Origin of the sequence: Dankookia sp. P2 (assembly GCF_050632255.1) — a bacterium.
Lineage (GTDB): Bacteria > Pseudomonadota > Alphaproteobacteria > Acetobacterales > Acetobacteraceae > Paracraurococcus.
In genome coordinates this window covers 1,543,414-1,559,325 of record NZ_CP192581.1, presented here as the reverse complement: position 1 = coordinate 1,559,325, position 15,912 = coordinate 1,543,414, and the positions used below count along the sequence as shown (strand labels likewise).

Here is a 15,912-nt window from a genome sequence, read left to right as displayed (position 1 = left end):
TCAGCCGCCGCGGTTGCGGTCCAGCAGCCGCACCAGGCCATGGATGCCGGTCAGCAGCGGCGCCGGCACGCCGAGCCGCGGCGCGAGCTCGACCAGGCAGCCCAGCACCGGGCCGAGCTCCATCGGCCGTCCTGCCTCCAGGTCCTGCAGCATCGAGGTGCGGAAGGCGCCGAGCCGGCGGGTGGTCTCCAGCCGCTCGGGGATGCCTTGCTCGATCGGCAGGCCGATCCGGTCGCCGATCGCCGCCATCTCCCGCATCATGCCCTCGACCAGCCCGGCGACGCCGGGATCGTCCAGCATCGCCAGCATGTCGGCGCGCGACAGGGCGCTCAGCGGGTTCATGTTGGGATTGCCCCAGAGCTTGAGCCAGACCTCCATGCGGATGTCGGGCACCGCCCGGGCCGGGATGCCGCCTTGCTCCAGCGCCGCCACCAGTGCGGCCAGCACCTGGTCGTGCCGGCCGGAGGGGTCGCCGTAGAGCATCCGGTCCTGCTTCATCAGCCGCACCACGCCGGGCGCCTCCACCCTGCTGCCGACATGCGCGACGCCGCCGAGCACGTGCTCCACCGGGATCGCCCGCGCCAGCGCCCCGCCGGGATCGACGCTCTCGAGCACCAGCCCCTCGGCCGGCCCGCCGAAGCCCTGCAGGAACCACCAGGGCAGCCCGTTCTGCGCCGTGGCGACCAGCGTGTCCGGGCCCATCAGCCGCCGCACCAGCGGTAGCGCGGCGGGCAGGTCGTGGCTCTTCAGCCCGAGCAGCAGGATGTCGGCCGGCGGCAGCGCATCGGGGTCGTCGGAAGCGGTGACCGGGAAGGCCTCGCGCGACTCGCCCTGCAGCAGGGTCAGGCCGTGTTCGCGTAACGCCGCCAGCGTCGCCCCGCGGGCGAGCACCGCGACCGGCATCCCGGCGCGCGCCAGCCCCGCCGCGAGCCAGCCGCCGACCGCCCCGGCGCCGAGCACCGTCACCCGCATCGCCTGCTCCCGCCGAGGATCATCGGAGACCCGCTGCCGTCATGCCCGCAGCACCACCACGACATCGCCCTCGGCCACCGCCTCGCCCTCCGCCACGCGCCATTCCAGCACGGTGCCCGCCCTCGGTGCTACCACGGGGATCTCCATCTTCATCGATTCCAGCAGCATCAGGCTGTCCTCCGCCGCCACCGCCTCGCCCGGCTGCACCAGGATCCTCCAGACCGAGCCGGCGATCTCGGCCTTCACGCGGATCTCCGCCATGCACCTGCTTCCCCCTTGAACCTCGCCTGCCATTCGACGGGCGTCGGCGGGCAGGGTCAAGCCGGGTTGCCGGAGCGATGGCGGGGTGCTGCCATGCCGGCAAGACCGCAATGGAGGAACGCCGCCATGCCAGCACCCCGCCCGACCAACCCGGTGAAGGAGAAGCTGGCCGCCGGCGGCACCGTGCTCGGCCTCGGCGTGCGGATGTCCCGCTCGGCCGAGATCGCCCGCATCGCCCGCGCCACCGGGCACGAGTTCCTCTTCATCGATGTCCAGCACTCGCTGTTCAATCTGGAGACCATCGGCCACATCGCCCAGGCTGCGGTGGCGCTCGGCGTCGCGCCCTTCGCCCGGGTGCGCTCGGTGCGCGACCCCGACGTGCAGGCGCTGCTCGACACTGGCATCACCGGCATCGTCTATCCGGACGTCAACACGGCCGAGGATGCGCGCGCCGCCGTCGCCGCGGTGCGCTTCGGCCCGCTCGGCCGCCGCAGCGTCACCGGCGGCTACCCCTATTACGACTTCGCTGCCGTCCCGCCCGCCGAGGCGCTGCCGGCGGTCGATGCCATGACCTTCCTCGCCTGCATGATCGAGACGCGGGAGGGGGTGGAGAATGTCGAGGCGATCGCCGCCACGCCGGGGATCGACGTGGTCCATGTCGGCATGAACGACCTGCTGACCAACATGGGCAAGCCGGGCCAATACGCCGATCCGGAGGCTGCAGGCGGCGATCGACCGGGTGATCGCCGCCTGCCGCGCCAACGGCGTGCGGTTCGGCTGCGGCGGCCAGCGCGACCCGAAGGCCCAGGCGGCGATCATCAGGCGGGGGGCGCGGTTCCTGACGACGCAGACCGATATCGGCCTGCTCTCGGCCGGGGCGGGGGCCTGGACCAGGGGAATCCAGGCGGCGCTCGATGCGGGGTAGGGAAGGCCAGGGAGGAGGTATCCTCCGGTTGGACGCGCTGCGTCCGACCCTCCTCTGTTCCTGTGAGTCGGCGCGCGCTGCGCGGCGGCTGCCAAAGCCCACAAAGAGGAAGGGGTCGATTGGGGGAGGGAGACCTTTCCCTCCCCAATTGTGCCTCGGACCCTACGGCTTCACCGGCACCAGGTACTTGCCGAACATCCAGCCCTGCGGCTTGGTGTCGCCGACCTCCACCCAGTCGTCGTAGCTCCGGCTGAACTCGCGCAGCACCTCGCCCTGCGGCGCGGTGCGGATGATGGTCGCCTTGTTGTTCGGCTGGGTGCGGATGTTGGCGGCGGCCCGCACCGTCAGCCGCGGCGCCTGCTCCGGCGCGGCGGGGGCGGGACCGCGGCCGCGGTGGGCAGCGGGGGCATGGCGCGGGCTGGTGGCGCCGGAGGTGCGGGCGCCGGCTCGGCCGGCCGCGGCGGGGCGGCGGCCACGCGGTCCCGGGCTGGCGCGGACGGGGCCGCATCCGTCGGGCGGGCCGGCACCAGGCGCGGGGCCACGACCGGCGCCGCGCCGCCCGCCGCCGCCACGGCCGGCGCCGGGGCGGGCGCTCCGCTGCGCTCGGGGGTGCCACGGCAGTCTGCTGGGGGGCCGGGGCGGCCGGCGGGCTGGCCGGCTGCGATCCGCCCCAGGCCACCAACAGGGTTACCGCCAGCCCGGTCACGCCGGCCAGGCCGAGCGCGACCGGCAGCCCCGGCCAGCGCGCCCGCGGCGGCTCCGGCGGCGCCTCGGGCAGTGCCGGGGCCAGGCCGGCGCGCTGCGCCGCGACCTCGCGGTTCAGCATCTGCGGCATGGCGCGGTCGCGCGCCTGCTCCGCGGCCGCGTCGCGCAGCGGCCCGCGGGAGGCCAGCGCCCGGCGCACCACGCTCACCCAGCCATCGCCGCCGGGCAGGCGCAGCGGCGGCAGCGCGGCGAAGACCTGCGGCAGCAGGGTGCCGAGGCTGCCCAGCTCCTCCGGCTGCAGCTGCAGGTGCACCACCGGCAGCTGGCCGGGGAAGATCGCGGCGAAGCGGGCCGATTCGAGCCGGTCGCGGAAGGCCGCCTCGGCCCCCGCCGCCTCGCCCGGGGCGATGTCGATCAGCGCGACGCCGATCTCCGGATGCAGCAGGACGTGCGGCACCATCAGTGCCTGGCCCTGGAAGGGGCTGAGGTTGCACTGGTCGAGCCTGAGCCAGCCCGGTGGCGTATCCGGTCCCTGCGCCGCCGCCGCCCCGGCGGCGTCACGGGCGAGAATGGGCTTGTCCAGTTGGTAAAGCCTCTCGCGCTGCTGCATCATGGATTGAACAGTCCCCTCGACGCACGCCCTCAACGCGCCCCCGCGCGCTGAAGTCCCCCGATCGTCTAAATGTATACTCTCGCAGCGCCGAAGGCGCAGCAGCCGTTTGCAATGGTCGTGGTTCCGAATACTGCGGAAGCGGGCGAAACTACCGGCGCAGGCCGCGCCGGGCGGCCGGCGCTACAGGCGGCCGCCGGTCCCAGGCGGGCCCGGCAAAACCGCGGTCTAGAGCCGCCAGCCGGTATGGATCGCGACGATGCCGCCGGTCAGGTTGCGGTGCTGGACGCGTTCCAGCCCGGCCGCCCGCATCATGCCGGCCAAGGTCTCCTGGTCCGGGAACATGCGGATGCTCTCGGCCAGGTAGCGGTAGCTGTCGCCGTCCTGCGCCACCCGCTCGCCCAGCGCCGGGAGGACCCGGAAGGACCAGGCATCGTAGACCGGGGCCAGCGCCGCGACCTCGACCCGGCTGAATTCCAGGCAGTGGAAGCGGCCGCCGGGGCGGAGCACGCGGCGGACTTCGCGCAGCACCGCCGGCTTGTCGGTGCAGTTCCGCAGCCCGAAGGCCATCGAGACCTTCTCGACGCTGCGGTCCGGCAGCGGCAGGTGCTCGGCATCGGCGCAGAGGAAGGCGAGGTTCGCCGCCAGCCCGCGGTCGAGCGCGCGGCCCTGCGCCACCTGCAGCATGGACGGGTTGATGTCGGACAGGACGACCCGCCCCGCGCCGCGCTCGAGCGCCCGGAAGGCGATGTCGCCGGTGCCGCCCGCGAGGTCGAGCAGCGTCTCGCGCGGGGAGGCGGCGATGGCGGCGACGAAGGCGTGCTTCCAGGCGCGGTGCATGCCGAGCGACATCAGGTCGTTCATCAGGTCGTAGCGCGGCGCCACGCTGTCGAAGACCTGGCGGACCATGCCGGCCTTGGCCGCCTTGGGCACCTCGCGGTAGCCGAAGTCGATCGTGTCGTCGCCCGAAAGGGCCGGGCCGAGGGTGTCGCCCCGAAGGGACGGATCGGGGGTGTTGCGTTCGGTCATGCCCGGCCACCATAGCGCCGCGAGGGGGACGGGGACATATGCCGGACACTGCCGGAAGTCGAGACGGTGATGCGCGGCCTGCGCAAGGTGCTGGAGGGCCGGCTGATCCGCGCCGCCAGCATCGCCCGGCCCGATATGCGCTGGCCCTTCCCGGAGGGCCTCGCCGCCCGGCTGGCCGGCAGCCGGGTGGAGGGGTTCCGCCGCCGCGGCAAGTACATGCTGATGCGGCTCTCGGGCGGCGACAGCGTGCTGATCCATCTCGGCATGTCCGGCCGCATGGTGGCCCGCCCTGCCGCCGACCTGCCCAATGCGCCCATCGCGCATGAGCACCTGGCGCTCGAGACCGAGGAGGGCATCCGCGTCGGCTTCGTCGACCCGCGCCGCTTCGGCAGCGTCGATCTCGTCCCGACCGCCGCCGAGGACGCCCACCGCCTGCTCGCCGGCATCGGGCCGGAACCGCTGGAGGAGGCGTTCACGCCGCAGGTGCTGAGCGATGCCCTGGCGGGAAAGCACACCCCGATCAAGGCGGCGCTGCTGGACCAGAAGGTCGTCGCGGGGCTGGGCAGCATCTATGTCTCGGAGGCGCTGTTCCGCGCCGGCATCTCGCCGAAGCGGCTGGCGGCCAGCGTGGCAGGCGCCCGGACGCTGCGGCTGGTGCCGGCGATCAAGGCGGTGCTCGAGGAGAGCATCGAGGCCGGCGGGTCCAGCCTGCGGGACTATGTCCAGGCGGATGGCGGGATCGGCTTCTTCCAGGAACGCTTCAAGGTCTACGACCGCGAGGGCCAGCCCTGCGAGCATTGCCCCGGCTTGCCGGGCTGCCCCGGCATCCGCCGCTTCGTCCAGTCCGGCCGGGCCACCTTCCATTGCCCGCGCAGGCAGCGGTGATAGGTTGCGCCCCGACGCGAGGGAGGCAGCGATGGCCGAGTACGAGATGATCCTGACCGAGGTCGAGGGGCGGGTGGCGGTGATCCGCCTGAACCGGCCGAAGGCGCTGAACGCGCTCTGCGACCAGCTGATGGACGAGCTCGGCCAGGCGCTGCGCGGCTACGACGCCGATCCGGCGATCGCCGCCATCGTCGTCACCGGCAGCGAGAAGGCCTTCGCCGCCGGCGCCGACATCAAGGAGATGCAGTCCCGCACCTACCCCGCCATCTACACCGACGACTTCATCGGCAAGCGCTGGGAGGCGGTGACCTACGTGCAGAAGCCGGTGATCGCCGCGGTGGCCGGCTTCGCGCTCGGCGGCGGCTGCGAGCTGGCGATGATGTGCGACATCATCCTGGCCGGGGACAATGCGAAGTTCGGCCAGCCGGAGATCAATCTGGGCGTCATCCCCGGCGCCGGCGGCACGCAGCGCCTGACGCGGGCCATCGGCAAGTCGAAGGCGATGGAACTGATCCTGACCGGCCGCATGATGGACGCGACGGAGGCCGAGCGCGCCAACCTGGTCGCCCGGGTGGTCCCGGCCGCCGAGGTGGTGGCCGAGGCGGTCCGGCTTGGCGAGAAGATCGCCAGCCTCTCGGCTCCCTCGGTCGCCATCGCCAAGGAAGCGGTGAACCGCGCCTACGAGACGACCCTCGCCGAGGGGTGAAGTTCGAGCGGCGCGTGTTCCAATCGCTCTTCGCCACGGCCGACCAGAAGGAGGGCATGGCGGCCTTCGCCGAGAAGCGGAAGCCGCGCTTCGAGAACCGCTGAGGCGCCTTCGGTCCATCCCGGCCTCCGTTCCCTTGACGGCGCGCGGGGGGGGCCTGCAGAACGCCCTCCTTGCGCATCATCGGTGCGCCTTCCCATCACTCTGGTTTGAGTCAAATCCACCCATGGCGAACACGGCCTCTGCCCGCAAGCGCATCCGCCAGACGGAGAAGCGCACCATCCGCAATCGTGCGCGGAAGTCCCGGGTGCGCGGCTTCATCCGTAAGGTCGAGCAGGCGATCGCCGGCGGCGACAAGTCGCAGGCGCAGGATGCGCTGAAGGCGGCGCAGCCCGAGATGCAGCGCGCCGCGACCAAGGGCGTGTTCCACGCCAATACCGTCGCCCGGAAGCTGTCGCGCCTTTCCGCGCGCATCAAGTCCCTGGGCGCCGCTGCCCGAGGCCTGAGCCTGGGTTCGCTTTTCCAGAGCCGTGATTGGGTTGGATCGACAAGAATAGGCCGGGCCTGTTCTTGCCGGTCTTTTGCGGCTTGCCGCAGGCCATGCTTCTTCTTGAGTCGAATCTGAGAGTTGCATTAAAGCGGTACTATCTCGCAACTCAATTTCGGTGAGTTACCATTTGCGCCGGTTTGGACCCCGAGGTAGCATCCTCGGACCAGAGCGGCCGGCAGGTTTCTCCCCCGAAACATCACGCCTTCCCCGTCCTGGCATTCTGCCGCGGAACCCGGTTCCGGGCAGCACGGTTCGTCATTGTCCGTGCGCCGGCAGGCGTTGGGAGCAGAAGGAGACCGGCGGATTGCCCCCAGAGACGTCCGGACAGATGGTCGCCTGCTGGGCCCGCATCCGCGGGCGCCTGCGTGACGAGGTCGGCGAGGTCGAGTACCGCACCTGGCTGCGGCAGATGACCCTGCACGGGATCGACGGCGACGAGGCGGTGATCCTGCTGCCCACGCGCTTCCTGCGGGACTGGGTGAACAGCCATTACGGCGACCGCCTGCGCGCGCTGTGGCAGGCCGAGGACGGCGCCGTGCGCCGGGTGGAGATCCGCGTCGCCCAGGCCGCGGGCAGCGCGCCGCAGGGCAGCCAGCAGGCAAGGGGCAGTCAGGGCGCGGCCGCGGAGCCGGCCTATGCCGACGGCGCCGGCACGCTGCGCGGCGACCCGCCCGGCCTGGCCGAGAGCCTGGCCGCGCCGCCCCGCCCGCCCGAACTCCGCACGCCCGAGCCGCGCTCCGACTGGGTCGTGCCGCTCGAGGCGCGCTTCACCTTCGACACCTTCGTTGTCGGCAAGCCGAACGAGTTCGCCCATGCCTGCGCCCGCCGGGTGGCGGAACGCCCCGCCAGCCCCGGCTTCAACCCGCTGTTCCTCTATGGCGGCGTGGGCTTAGGCAAGACCCACCTGATGCACGCCATCGCCTGGGCGATCCGCGAGGGCGACACCCACCGCACGGTCGCCTACATGAGCGCCGAGAAGTTCATGTACCGCTTCATCGCCGCGCTGCGCAGCCAAAGCACGATGGAGTTCAAGGAGACGCTCCGCGCCGTCGACGTGCTGATGATCGACGACCTGCAATTCCTGATCGGCAAGGACAACACGCAGGAGGAGTTCTTCCACACCTTCAATGCGCTGGTGGACCAGGGCAAGCAGATCGTCGTCTCCTCGGACAAGCCGCCCTCCGACCTCGCGGGGATCGAGGACCGGCTGCGCACCCGGCTCGGCTGCGGCATGGTCGCCGACCTGCACGCCACGACCTACGAGCTGCGGCTGTCGATCCTGCAGGCCAAGGCGGCCGCGGCGCAGGTGCTGGTGCCGGCCAAGGTGATGGAGCTGCTGGCGACCAAGATCACCACCAATGTCCGGGAGCTGGAAGGCGCGCTCAATCGCCTGGTCGCCCATGCCAACCTGTTCGGCCGCCCGATCACCGTCGACAGCGCGCATGAGGTGCTGCACGACGTGCTGCGGGCGCATGAGAAGCGGGTCTCGATCGAGGAGATCCAGCGCAAGGTGGCCGAGCACTACAACCTGCGGCTGACCGACATGGTCTCCGCCCGCCGGGCCGGAACGTCGCCCGGCCGCGCCAGGTGGCGATGTACCTGGCCAAGCAGCTGACCCAGCGCAGCCTGCCCGAGATCGGCCGGCGCTTCGGCAATCGCGACCACACCACGGTCATGCACGCCGTCTCCCGCGTCTCCAGGCTCCATCGCCGCCGATGCCGGCTTCGCCGAGGACGTGGCGCTGCTGCGGAAGATGCTGGAGACCTGACCCGCCTGGCCCGGGCCGCCGGGCCGTCCCCGATTTCGCCGGCTGCGTAACGCCACCCTTGGTCTGGCGCGGTGAAAACCCTACCTTATCGGCGCAGAATCGAGGCTGCTAGAAGCAGGGCTGAGGACTGGCCGGCCCATCCGGACACGGGTGGCGCATGGCGGCGGCAGGACGGATCGTCGGGGGAGCCTGGGTGGCATGAAGTTCACGGTGGAACGGGCGATCCTGCTCAAGGCGCTGGCGCATGTGCAGAGCGTGGTCGAGCGGCGCAACACCATCCCCATCCTGGCCAATGTGCTGATCGCGGTGCAGGACGGGGCGCTGAAGCTGACCGCGACCGACATGGAGATCGCGGTGGTCGAGGAGGTGCCGGGGTCCAGGTCGCCCGCCCCGGCCGCACCACCGCCCCGGCCGCGACCCTCTATGAGATCGTCCGCAAGCTGCCCGAGGGCGCCAAGGTCGAGCTCGACCATGCTCGGCAGCGCGATGCCGCGCTGAAGCTGCGCGCCGGGCGCTTCAACACCGACCTCTCGGTGCTGCCGGTCGAGGACTTCCCCTCGATGACCGAGGGCAAGCTGCCGCACGGCTTCGGCCTGCCGGCCGGCGAGCTGCGCAAGCTGGTGGACCGCACCCGCTTCGCCATCTCCACCGAGGAGACGCGCTACTACCTCAACGGCATCTACCTGCATGCAACGGAAAGCGACGGGGTGAAGGTGCTGCGCGCGGTGGCGACCGACGGCCACCGGCTGGCGCGGGTCGAGGAGCCGCTGCCCGAGGGCGCTGGCGGCATGCCCGGCGTCATCATCCCGCGCAAGACGATCAACGAGCTGCGCAAGCTGGCCGAGGAGACCCAGGACGAGGTCCTGGTGAAGCTGTCCGACACCAAGATCCGCTTCGACATCGGCAGCGTGCAGCTGACCAGCAAGCTGATCGACGGCACCTTCCCGGAATACGACCGGGTGATCCCGCGCGGCAACGACAAGATCCTACGGGTGAGCAAGAAGGAATTCGCCGAGGCCGTCGGCCGCGTCGCCGCCATCAGCAGCGAGCGTTCGCGCCCGGTGAAGCTCTCGCTCGACCGCAACCACCTGCTGCTCTCGGCCTCCTCCGCCGAGCAGGGCCAGGCGCAGGAGGAGCTCGGAGGGGGACGTGGTGAGCTACGAGAACTCGCCGCTCGAGATCGGCTTCCAGGCCCGCTACCTCAACGACATCACCGACCAGATCAGCGACAAGGTCGAATTCCGCTTCGCCGATGGCAGCGCGCCGACGGTGGTGACGGATGCGGCGAAGCCGGAAGCGCTCTACGTGCTGATGCCGATGCGGGTCTAGGCCGGGCCGGCGATCGCGCGCGCTGCCCGCAGCGCCGCGATCTCCGCCGCCGAGAACCCGAAGGCTGCCAGCACCTCGGCCGAATGCTGGCCGAGCAGTGGTGGCGGCGACCGCACCGATCGTGCTCTCCCCGTTGAACTGGATCGGCTGCGCCATGGTCTTCAGCGCACCGAGCGTCGGGTGGTCGTAGTCCAGCACCACGCCTCGCGCCGCGGTCTGCGGATGCGCCAGCATGTCGGCCAGGGTGTTGATCGCGGCGCAGGGGATGCCGACGCGGCCGCAGAAGGCGACCCAGTGCGCGGCGCCCTCGGTCGCCACGATCTCCTGCACCAGCGCGACCGTCGCGGCGAAATTGGCGACCCGGTCGGCATTGGTGCGGAAGCGCGGGTCCTCGGCGAGGTCCGGCCGGCCGATGCCGGCGGCGAAGCGGCGCCAGAGGTTGTCGCTGGCGATGCCGATCAGCACCGGCCCATCCGCCGCCTCGAAAGCCTGGTAGGGGCAGAGGATTCATGGCCGCTGCCGCTCTTCTCCGGCAGCCTGCCCTTCTCCCAGTAGATCTGCAGCGAATAGCCGAGCAGCGCCGCCGCGGTCTCGAACAGCGAGACCTCGAGCCGGCAGCCGCGGCCGGTCCGTCCGCGCTCCAGCAGCGCCGCCAGGATGCCGCTGAAGGCGTTCATGCCGGTGGACTGGTCGATCGGCGAGAAGGGGCTGCGGATCGGACCGCCGCCGCGCTCCCCGGTCATCGCCATGATGCCGCTGAAGGCCTGCAGGATGACGTCGTAGCCGAGCCCCTGGGCCAGTGGCCCGCTGCGGCCGAAGCCGGAGATGCTGCAATGCACGAGCCGCGGGTTGGCCGCGCAGAGCGCCTCGGCGCCGATCCCGAGGCGCTCGGCGACGCCGGTCGCGTAGCTCTCGATCACCACATCGGCCTCGCGCGCCATGCGCTGCGCCGCGGCCTGGCCTTCCGGCGTCTTCAGGTCCAGCGCCAGGCTGCGCTTGTTGCGGTTGGCGCTGAGGAAGACCGCGCCGACGCCCGCGCGGAAGGGCGGCCAGCCCCGCGTGTCGTCGCCCGCTTCCGGCGGCTCGATCTTCACGACGTCGGCGCCGAGGTCGCCCAGCCATTGGCCGCAGAGCGGGCCGGCCAGGACCTTGGAGAAGTCGAGGACGCGGATGCCCGCCAGCGGCGTCATCTCAGTAGGATTTCGGCTGGCCGAGCACCCGCTCGGCGATGAAGGACAGCACCAGCTGTTCCGAGACCGGGGCGATGCGGGTGATCATCACCTCGCGCAGCAGGCGCTCGACCACGTATTCCTTGGCATAGCCCATGCCGCCATGGGTCATCACCGCGCGCAGGCAGGCCTCGTAGCCGGCGCGGCCGCCGAGCAGCTTCGCCGCATTCGCCTCCGCCCCGCAGGGCCGGCCATTGTCGTAGAGCCAGGCCGCCTTCATCGCCATCAGCAGGGCGCTCTCCAGCGCCGTCCAGCATTCCGCCAGCGGGTGCTGGATGCCCTGGCTCCTGCCCGATGGGACGGCCGAAGACCACGCGTTCCCGGGCATAGCGGGCGGCGCGGTCGAGCGCGTCCTGGCCGATGCCGATGCCCTCCACCGCGACCAGCACGCGTTCCGGGTTCAGGCTGTCAAGAAGGTAGGAGAAGCCGCGGCCCTCCTCGCCGATCCGGTCCTCCTCCGGGATGAAGAGGTCGTCGATGAAGACCATGTTCAGAATCGACCGCGGCGCGGCCCATCTTGGGGATGCGCTGCACCTCGACCTTGCTGCGGTCGAGCGCGGTGTAGAACAGCGTGATGCCGTCGGTCGGGCGCCGCGCCTCCTCCTTCCGCACGGTGCGGGCCAGCAGCAGGATGCGGTTCGCCACCTGGCCGGTGGAGGTCCAGAGCTTGCGCCCGTTGACGCGGTAGCCGCCCGGCACCTTCTGCGCGAAGGTGGTGATGCTGGTGGTGTCGAGCCCGGCATTGGGCTCCGTCACGCCGAAGCAGGCCTGGTCGCGGCCCTCGACCAGCGCGGGGATGAAGCGCGCCTTCTGCTCGGCGGTGCCATGGACGACGATCGGGTGCGGGCCGAACATGTTGATGTGCAGCGAGGAGGCCGCGGCCATGCCGCCGCCCGAGCGCGCCACGGTGTGCATCATGATCGCCGCTTCCGTCACGCCGAGCCCGGCGCCGCCATGCTCCACCGGCATGGTGATGCCGAGCCAGCCGCCCTCGGCCATCGCCCGGTGGAATTCGCGTGGGGAAGCGCGCCTCGGCCTCGCAGTCCCGCCAGTAGTCGTCGCCGAAGCGGCGGCAGACGGCGGCGACGCCTTCGCGGATCGCCTCCTGCTCGGGCGAGAAGCCGAAATCCATGACGTACTCCCTGGGGCGGCGTGGTTGCCGGAGGTTGGGACGGCGGCCTACCCTCGGCAAGACCATAAAAGCCAAGGGGAGGCGCCCGATGCCCGGTCTCTGGTTCGAGGAATCTCGAGGTGGGCCAGCAATTCCGCCACGTGATGCGGCGGACCATCACCGAAGCCGACAACGTCTTCTTCTCGGCGCTGACGCACAACCCCGCGGCGCTGCACCTGGACGAGGAATACTGCCGGACCGAGACGGAATTCGGCCAGCGCATCGTCAACAGCGCGTTCACCCTCGGCCTGATGGTCGGCATCACCGTCGGCGACACGACGCTCGGCACCACCGTCGCCAATCTCGGCTGGGACGAGGTACGCTTCCCAAGCCGCTGTTCCACGGCGACACCATCCGCGTCAGATCCGAGGTGCTGTCGAAGCGCGAGAGCAAGTCCCGCCCCGGCCAGGGCATCGTCGAGTTCATCCATCGCGCCTTCAACCAGAAGGGCGAGCTGGTCGCGCATTGCCGCCGCTCCGCCCTGATGAAGGGCCGGCCGGCATGAGCGCGCCGCCGCGCTCCTGGCTCTTCGTCCCCGGCGACAGCGAGCGGAAGCTGGCCAAGGGCGGCGAGAGCGGCGCCGATGCGCTGATCCTCGACCTCGAGGACTCGGTCGCCGCCGGCCGCCGCCCCGTCGCACGGGAGATGATCCGCGAATACCTCGGCGCACGGGTGGGTGGGCCGCAGCTCTGGGTCCGCATCAACCCGCTAGACGGCGAGGGGTTGGCCGATGCCGCCGCTGTGGTGCGCGCCGCGCCCGACGGGCTGGTGGTGCCGAAGGTGAGCGGCCCGGCCGGAGCTGCTGCGCGTCTCCCATTGGCTCGACGCGCTGGAGGCGCGGGAGGGGCTGCCCCGGGCAGCATCCGCCTGCTCTCCGTCGCCACCGAGACGGCGGCGGCGGTGCTCGGCCTGTCCGACTATGCGCGCATCGCGGTGCCCCGCCTGCACGGCCTGACCTGGGGGGCGGAGGACCTGGCCGCGGCGCTCGGCGCCAGCAGCAACCAGGATGCCGCCGGCGGGCTGTCGCTCACCTACCGCATCGCGCGCTCCGCCTGCCTGGTCGCCGCCGTCGCCGCGGGCGCCCAGCCGATCGATACGCTGGAGCCCGACTTCCGCGACGAGGCCGCGCTGCACGCCGCTTGCGCCGCGGCGCGGCGCGAGGGCTTCACCGGCAAGATCGCCATCCACCCGGCGCAGGTCGCGCCGATCAATGCCGGCTTCCAGCCAACCGCGGAGGAGTTGGCCTTCGCCCGCCGCGTGGTGGCGGCCTTCGCGTCGAATCCTGGGATCGGCACGGTGGGGATGGACGGGAAGATGCTCGACATGCCGCATCTGCGGCAGGCCGAGCAGGTGCTGGCCGCGCGCGCGGTGAAGCAAGGCCAGGGAGGAGGTATCCTCCCTGGACCCTCCTCTATTTCGCCGAGTCTCGGCATTCGCCGCGCGGCAAGCGCCGACTCACAAAAGGGAAGGGTGGGGTTTGGGGAGGGAACACCTGTTTCCCTCCCCAACCTCCCCTCAGAACGGCACGTCCCCACAGACCGTCACCCGGTGCATGATCCGCGTCTCCGCCGGATAGTCGTTGATGGCGAAGTGCATGGTGCAGCGATTGTCCCAGAAGGCGAGCGAGCTGCTGGCCCAGCGGAAGCGGCAGGTGATCCCGGCCGCGTCGCATGCTGCATCAGGAAGTCGATCAGCGGCCTGCTCTCGGCTCTCCGTCATCTCCTCGAACCGGTGCAGGTGGCCGCCGACGAAGAGCGCGCGTCGCCCGGTCTCCGGATGCGTGCGGATCAGCGGATGGGTCGAGACGGTCTGCGTGCTGCCGGGATCGATCACCTTCATGCCGATCTTGTCGGCATAGTATTCCTTGCGCGTCTTGCCGTCATGGCTGCTGAAGTGTCGCCGCGATAGACGCCCTTCAGCCCGTCCAGCATTCGCTGCATCCCCGGCGACAGCGCCTCGTAGGCCGCATAGAGGCTGGTCCAGAGGGTGTCGCCGCCGGCCGAGGGAATCTCCTTGCCATAGAGGATCGTCCCCATCGCCGGGCGCGGGGTGAAGGCCTGGTCGGAATGCCAGGACCCGCCGAAATTCTTCTTGTCGGCCGGCGTCTTCACGATCTCCAGCACCTCGGGCCAGGCGTCCATCCCGGCCATGTAGGGGTGCAGGTGGATCTCGCCCCAGCGGCGGGCGAAGGCGAGTTGCGTCTCCGGCGTCAGGTGCTGGTTGCGGAAGAAGATCACGCAATGCGCCAGGAGGGCCTGGCGGATCTCGCCGAGGACTTCCTCCGGCAACTCCTGGGACAGGTCGACCCCGGTCACCTCGGCGCCGAGCGAGCCGGCGATGCGGCTGACCTCGATATGGCGGTATTCGCTGTTGCGCAGCCCGTCCATTACCGGTTCCTCCTGTTGGTTCTTGCGGCAATCTCGTGCACCCTGCCGGGCCGCGGCGCAACGCCCATGCCAGTCCCGCCCTTCGCAGCCGGCGATCCAGGGTCCTAGCCTCCCCGGCTTGCGGGAGGGCAAGCCGGAATGGCCGATGATGGGCAGCGCGGACCCCACCCATCTCCAGAGAGCGAGTCCCCATGGCCTTCACCAGCATCGGCGTCACCACCTCCGGCCATGTCGCGGTCGTCGAGATCCAGCGGCCGCCGAACAATTTCTTCGACATCACCCTGATCGAGGAAATCGCCACCGCCTTCGAGGCCGCCGATGCCGATCCCGCCATGCGTGCCGTGGTGCTGGCGGCCCAGGGCAAGGCCTTCTGCGCCGGCGCCGATTTCAGCCGGCGTGATGTCGGCGAGGAGCGGCCCGGCCGGCATTTGTACAAGGAAGCGATCCGGCTGTTCCGCACGCGGAAGCCGATCGTCGCGGCGGTGCAGGGGCCGGCGATCGGCGGCGGGCTTGGCCTGGCCTGCATGGCGGATTTCCGCGTGACCTGCGCCGAGGGCCGGTTCAGCGCCAATTTCACGCGCCTTGGCTTCCATCCCGGCTTCGGCCTGACCGCGACGCTGCCGCGCCTGGTCGGCCAGCAGCAGGCGGCGCTGCTGTTCTACACCGGCCGGCGGATCGGCGGGGAGGAGGCGGTGCGGCTCGGCCTCGCCGACCAGTTCGTGCCGCTGGCGGAAGTGCGCGACGCGGCGATGGCGCTGGCGACCGAAATCGCGCAATCCTCGCCGCTCGGCGTCGCCGCCACCCGGCAGACGCTGCGGCGCGGCCTGGCCGATGCGGTGGAGCAGGCGACCGAGCGCGAGTTGGTCGAGCAGGACTGGCTGCGCAAGACCGCCGACTTCAAGGAAGGCATCAAGGCGACCGCCGAGCGCCGCCTGCCGGAATTCCAGGGCCGCTGAGGGAGCAGGACGATGACCACATTCCCCTTCGACGAGAACGAGTTCTTCAAGGCCGGCCGCGAGGTCTGGTTCGAGATGCGCGGACCCGCCGTCGCCGAGAAGGCGATGGCGGAGGCGGCGCAGCACGAGATGACCCGCGACCTGCGGCAGTATCTGTTCGAGCATTGCTTCGGCGCGGTGTGGAACCGCCCGGGCCTCGAGCGCGCGACGCGCAGCACCATCACCATCTCGGTGCTGACCGCGCTCGGCCGGACCGAGGAGCTGAAGTCGCATATCCGCATGGGCCTCAACAACGGCCTGACGCGGGAGGAGCTGAAGGAGATCTTCCTGCATGTCGGCATCTATGCCGGCGTGCCGACCGCCGTCGCCGCGGTGCGCGCGGCGATGGAGGTCTTCGCCGAACTCGACAAGCCGAAGGGCTGACCCGGC

At 71.1% G+C, this 15,912-nt stretch carries 15 protein-coding genes and 6 pseudogenes; 12 read left to right on the top strand and 9 right to left on the bottom strand.

Features of this window, described 5'->3' with window-relative positions; genetic code table 11:
- Positions 1-972 carry a ketopantoate reductase family protein gene (locus tag ACQ86J_RS09330; protein ID WP_431270900.1) on the bottom strand — a complete coding sequence of 324 codons (972 nt, stop codon included), beginning with the start codon at positions 970-972 and terminating at the stop codon, positions 1-3.
- Between the two features lie 39 nt (positions 973-1,011).
- The gene (locus ACQ86J_RS09325; RefSeq protein ID WP_431270899.1) at positions 1,012-1,233 is read right to left on the bottom strand and encodes a biotin/lipoyl-binding carrier protein; all 222 of its coding nucleotides are present in this window, start codon (positions 1,231-1,233) and stop codon (positions 1,012-1,014) included.
- Between the two features lie 93 nt (positions 1,234-1,326).
- Between ACQ86J_RS09325 and ACQ86J_RS09320 the strand changes: the two are divergent.
- Positions 1,327-1,890, top strand: a pseudogene (locus tag ACQ86J_RS09320) (aldolase/citrate lyase family protein); the annotation flags it as partial.
- Between the two features lie 430 nt (positions 1,891-2,320).
- On the opposite strand, the gene ACQ86J_RS09315 reads toward ACQ86J_RS09320, so the two are convergent.
- The gene (locus ACQ86J_RS09315; RefSeq protein ID WP_431270898.1) at positions 2,321-2,500 is read right to left on the bottom strand and encodes an SH3 domain-containing protein; all 180 of its coding nucleotides are present in this window, start codon (positions 2,498-2,500) and stop codon (positions 2,321-2,323) included.
- Positions 2,501-3,170: 670 nt separating this feature from the next.
- On the opposite strand from ACQ86J_RS09315, the gene ACQ86J_RS09310 reads away from it, so the two are divergent.
- The gene (locus ACQ86J_RS09310) at positions 3,171-3,527 is read left to right on the top strand and encodes a hypothetical protein (RefSeq protein ID WP_431270897.1); all 357 of its coding nucleotides are present in this window, start codon (positions 3,171-3,173) and stop codon (positions 3,525-3,527) included.
- A 174-nt stretch (positions 3,528-3,701) separates the two neighbouring features.
- Here the strand turns inward: ACQ86J_RS09310 and ACQ86J_RS09305 are convergent, their stop codons facing one another.
- Positions 3,702-4,382 (bottom strand): class I SAM-dependent methyltransferase, encoded by a 681-nt coding sequence (locus ACQ86J_RS09305; RefSeq protein ID WP_431272349.1) that lies wholly within the window; start codon positions 4,380-4,382, stop codon positions 3,702-3,704.
- A 189-nt stretch (positions 4,383-4,571) separates the two neighbouring features.
- Between ACQ86J_RS09305 and mutM the strand changes: the two genes are divergently transcribed.
- The 6 genes and pseudogenes from mutM to dnaN all read left to right on the top strand — a co-directional run bounded on the left by mutM (position 4,572) and on the right by dnaN (position 9,740).
- A complete protein-coding gene (gene mutM, locus ACQ86J_RS09300) occupies positions 4,572-5,387 on the top strand; it encodes a bifunctional DNA-formamidopyrimidine glycosylase/DNA-(apurinic or apyrimidinic site) lyase (protein ID WP_431270896.1) in 816 nt (271 codons plus the stop codon).
- 31 nt (positions 5,388-5,418) lie between these two features.
- The gene (locus tag ACQ86J_RS09295) at positions 5,419-6,093 is read left to right on the top strand and encodes an enoyl-CoA hydratase-related protein (protein WP_431270895.1); all 675 of its coding nucleotides are present in this window, start codon (positions 5,419-5,421) and stop codon (positions 6,091-6,093) included.
- Positions 6,094-6,319: 226 nt separating this feature from the next.
- Positions 6,320-6,586, top strand: a pseudogene (rpsT, locus tag ACQ86J_RS09290) (30S ribosomal protein S20); the annotation flags it as partial.
- Positions 6,587-6,971: 385 nt separating this feature from the next.
- Positions 6,972-8,258, top strand: a complete 1,287-nt coding sequence (dnaA, locus tag ACQ86J_RS09285) for a chromosomal replication initiator protein DnaA (protein WP_431270894.1) — start codon at positions 6,972-6,974, stop codon at positions 8,256-8,258.
- A complete protein-coding gene (locus ACQ86J_RS09280; protein ID WP_431270893.1) occupies positions 8,237-8,461 on the top strand; it encodes a helix-turn-helix domain-containing protein in 225 nt (74 codons plus the stop codon). Before dnaA ends, ACQ86J_RS09280 begins: the two co-directional genes overlap by 22 nt.
- Before the next feature lie 148 nt (positions 8,462-8,609).
- Positions 8,610-9,740: pseudogene (gene dnaN, locus ACQ86J_RS09275) on the top strand (DNA polymerase III subunit beta).
- A gap of 180 nt (positions 9,741-9,920) precedes the next feature.
- On the opposite strand, the pseudogene ACQ86J_RS09270 reads toward dnaN, so the two are convergent.
- The 3 genes and pseudogenes from ACQ86J_RS09270 to ACQ86J_RS09260 all read right to left on the bottom strand — a co-directional run.
- Positions 9,921-10,930 (bottom strand): annotated as a pseudogene (locus tag ACQ86J_RS09270) (CaiB/BaiF CoA transferase family protein); the annotation flags it as partial.
- Position 10,931: 1 nt separating this feature from the next.
- The gene (locus tag ACQ86J_RS09265) at positions 10,932-11,297 is read right to left on the bottom strand and encodes an acyl-CoA dehydrogenase family protein (RefSeq protein ID WP_431270892.1); all 366 of its coding nucleotides are present in this window, start codon (positions 11,295-11,297) and stop codon (positions 10,932-10,934) included.
- 80 nt (positions 11,298-11,377) lie between these two features.
- The gene (locus tag ACQ86J_RS09260) at positions 11,378-11,968 is read right to left on the bottom strand and encodes an acyl-CoA dehydrogenase family protein (RefSeq protein WP_431270891.1); all 591 of its coding nucleotides are present in this window, start codon (positions 11,966-11,968) and stop codon (positions 11,378-11,380) included.
- Between the two features lie 252 nt (positions 11,969-12,220).
- Between ACQ86J_RS09260 and ACQ86J_RS09255 the strand changes: the two genes are divergently transcribed.
- Positions 12,221-12,625, top strand: a complete 405-nt coding sequence (locus tag ACQ86J_RS09255) for a MaoC family dehydratase (RefSeq protein ID WP_431270890.1) — start codon at positions 12,221-12,223, stop codon at positions 12,623-12,625.
- Between the two features lie 16 nt (positions 12,626-12,641).
- Positions 12,642-13,439: pseudogene (locus ACQ86J_RS09250) on the top strand (HpcH/HpaI aldolase/citrate lyase family protein); the annotation flags it as partial.
- A 216-nt stretch (positions 13,440-13,655) separates the two neighbouring features.
- Here ACQ86J_RS09250 and ACQ86J_RS09245 read toward each other — a convergent pair.
- Both ACQ86J_RS09245 and ACQ86J_RS09240 read right to left on the bottom strand, forming a co-directional pair.
- Positions 13,656-14,123, bottom strand: a complete 468-nt coding sequence (locus tag ACQ86J_RS09245; RefSeq protein WP_431272348.1) for a TauD/TfdA dioxygenase family protein — start codon at positions 14,121-14,123, stop codon at positions 13,656-13,658.
- Positions 14,124-14,155: 32 nt separating this feature from the next.
- A pseudogene (locus tag ACQ86J_RS09240) lies at positions 14,156-14,527 on the bottom strand (TauD/TfdA dioxygenase family protein); the annotation flags it as partial.
- A 191-nt stretch (positions 14,528-14,718) separates the two neighbouring features.
- Here ACQ86J_RS09240 and ACQ86J_RS09235 point away from each other — a divergent pair.
- Together ACQ86J_RS09235 and ACQ86J_RS09230 are read left to right on the top strand one after the other, a co-directional pair.
- Positions 14,719-15,483: an enoyl-CoA hydratase/isomerase family protein gene (locus ACQ86J_RS09235; protein ID WP_431270889.1), complete on the top strand. Its 765-nt coding sequence runs from the start codon at positions 14,719-14,721 to the stop codon at positions 15,481-15,483.
- Between the two features lie 12 nt (positions 15,484-15,495).
- On the top strand, positions 15,496-15,906 hold the full coding sequence (locus tag ACQ86J_RS09230) for a carboxymuconolactone decarboxylase family protein (protein ID WP_431270888.1): 411 nt from the start codon (positions 15,496-15,498) through the stop codon (positions 15,904-15,906).
- The last annotated feature ends 6 nt before the right edge of the window (positions 15,907-15,912 follow it).

What these genes read in the sequence shown, in the direction of transcription:
- ACQ86J_RS09330 (WP_431270900.1), bottom strand. Translation starts at nt 972, where the DNA reads ATGCGGGTGACGGTGCTCGGCGCCGGGGCGGTCGGCGGCTGGCTCGCG.
- ACQ86J_RS09325 (WP_431270899.1), bottom strand. Translation starts at nt 1,233, where the DNA reads ATGGCGGAGATCCGCGTGAAGGCCGAGATCGCCGGCTCGGTCTGGAGG.
- ACQ86J_RS09305 (WP_431272349.1), bottom strand. Translation starts at nt 4,382, where the DNA reads ATGGTCCGCCAGGTCTTCGACAGCGTGGCGCCGCGCTACGACCTGATG.
- mutM (WP_431270896.1), top strand. Translation starts at nt 4,572, where the DNA reads ATGCGCGGCCTGCGCAAGGTGCTGGAGGGCCGGCTGATCCGCGCCGCC.
- ACQ86J_RS09295 (WP_431270895.1), top strand. Translation starts at nt 5,419, where the DNA reads ATGGCCGAGTACGAGATGATCCTGACCGAGGTCGAGGGGCGGGTGGCG.
- dnaA (WP_431270894.1), top strand. Translation starts at nt 6,972, where the DNA reads ATGGTCGCCTGCTGGGCCCGCATCCGCGGGCGCCTGCGTGACGAGGTC.
- ACQ86J_RS09280 (WP_431270893.1), top strand. Translation starts at nt 8,237, where the DNA reads ATGTACCTGGCCAAGCAGCTGACCCAGCGCAGCCTGCCCGAGATCGGC.
- ACQ86J_RS09265 (WP_431270892.1), bottom strand. Translation starts at nt 11,297, where the DNA reads ATGCCCGGGAACGCGTGGTCTTCGGCCGTCCCATCGGGCAGGAGCCAG.
- ACQ86J_RS09260 (WP_431270891.1), bottom strand. Translation starts at nt 11,968, where the DNA reads ATGGCCGAGGGCGGCTGGCTCGGCATCACCATGCCGGTGGAGCATGGC.
- ACQ86J_RS09235 (WP_431270889.1), top strand. Translation starts at nt 14,719, where the DNA reads ATGGCCTTCACCAGCATCGGCGTCACCACCTCCGGCCATGTCGCGGTC.
- ACQ86J_RS09230 (WP_431270888.1), top strand. Translation starts at nt 15,496, where the DNA reads ATGACCACATTCCCCTTCGACGAGAACGAGTTCTTCAAGGCCGGCCGC.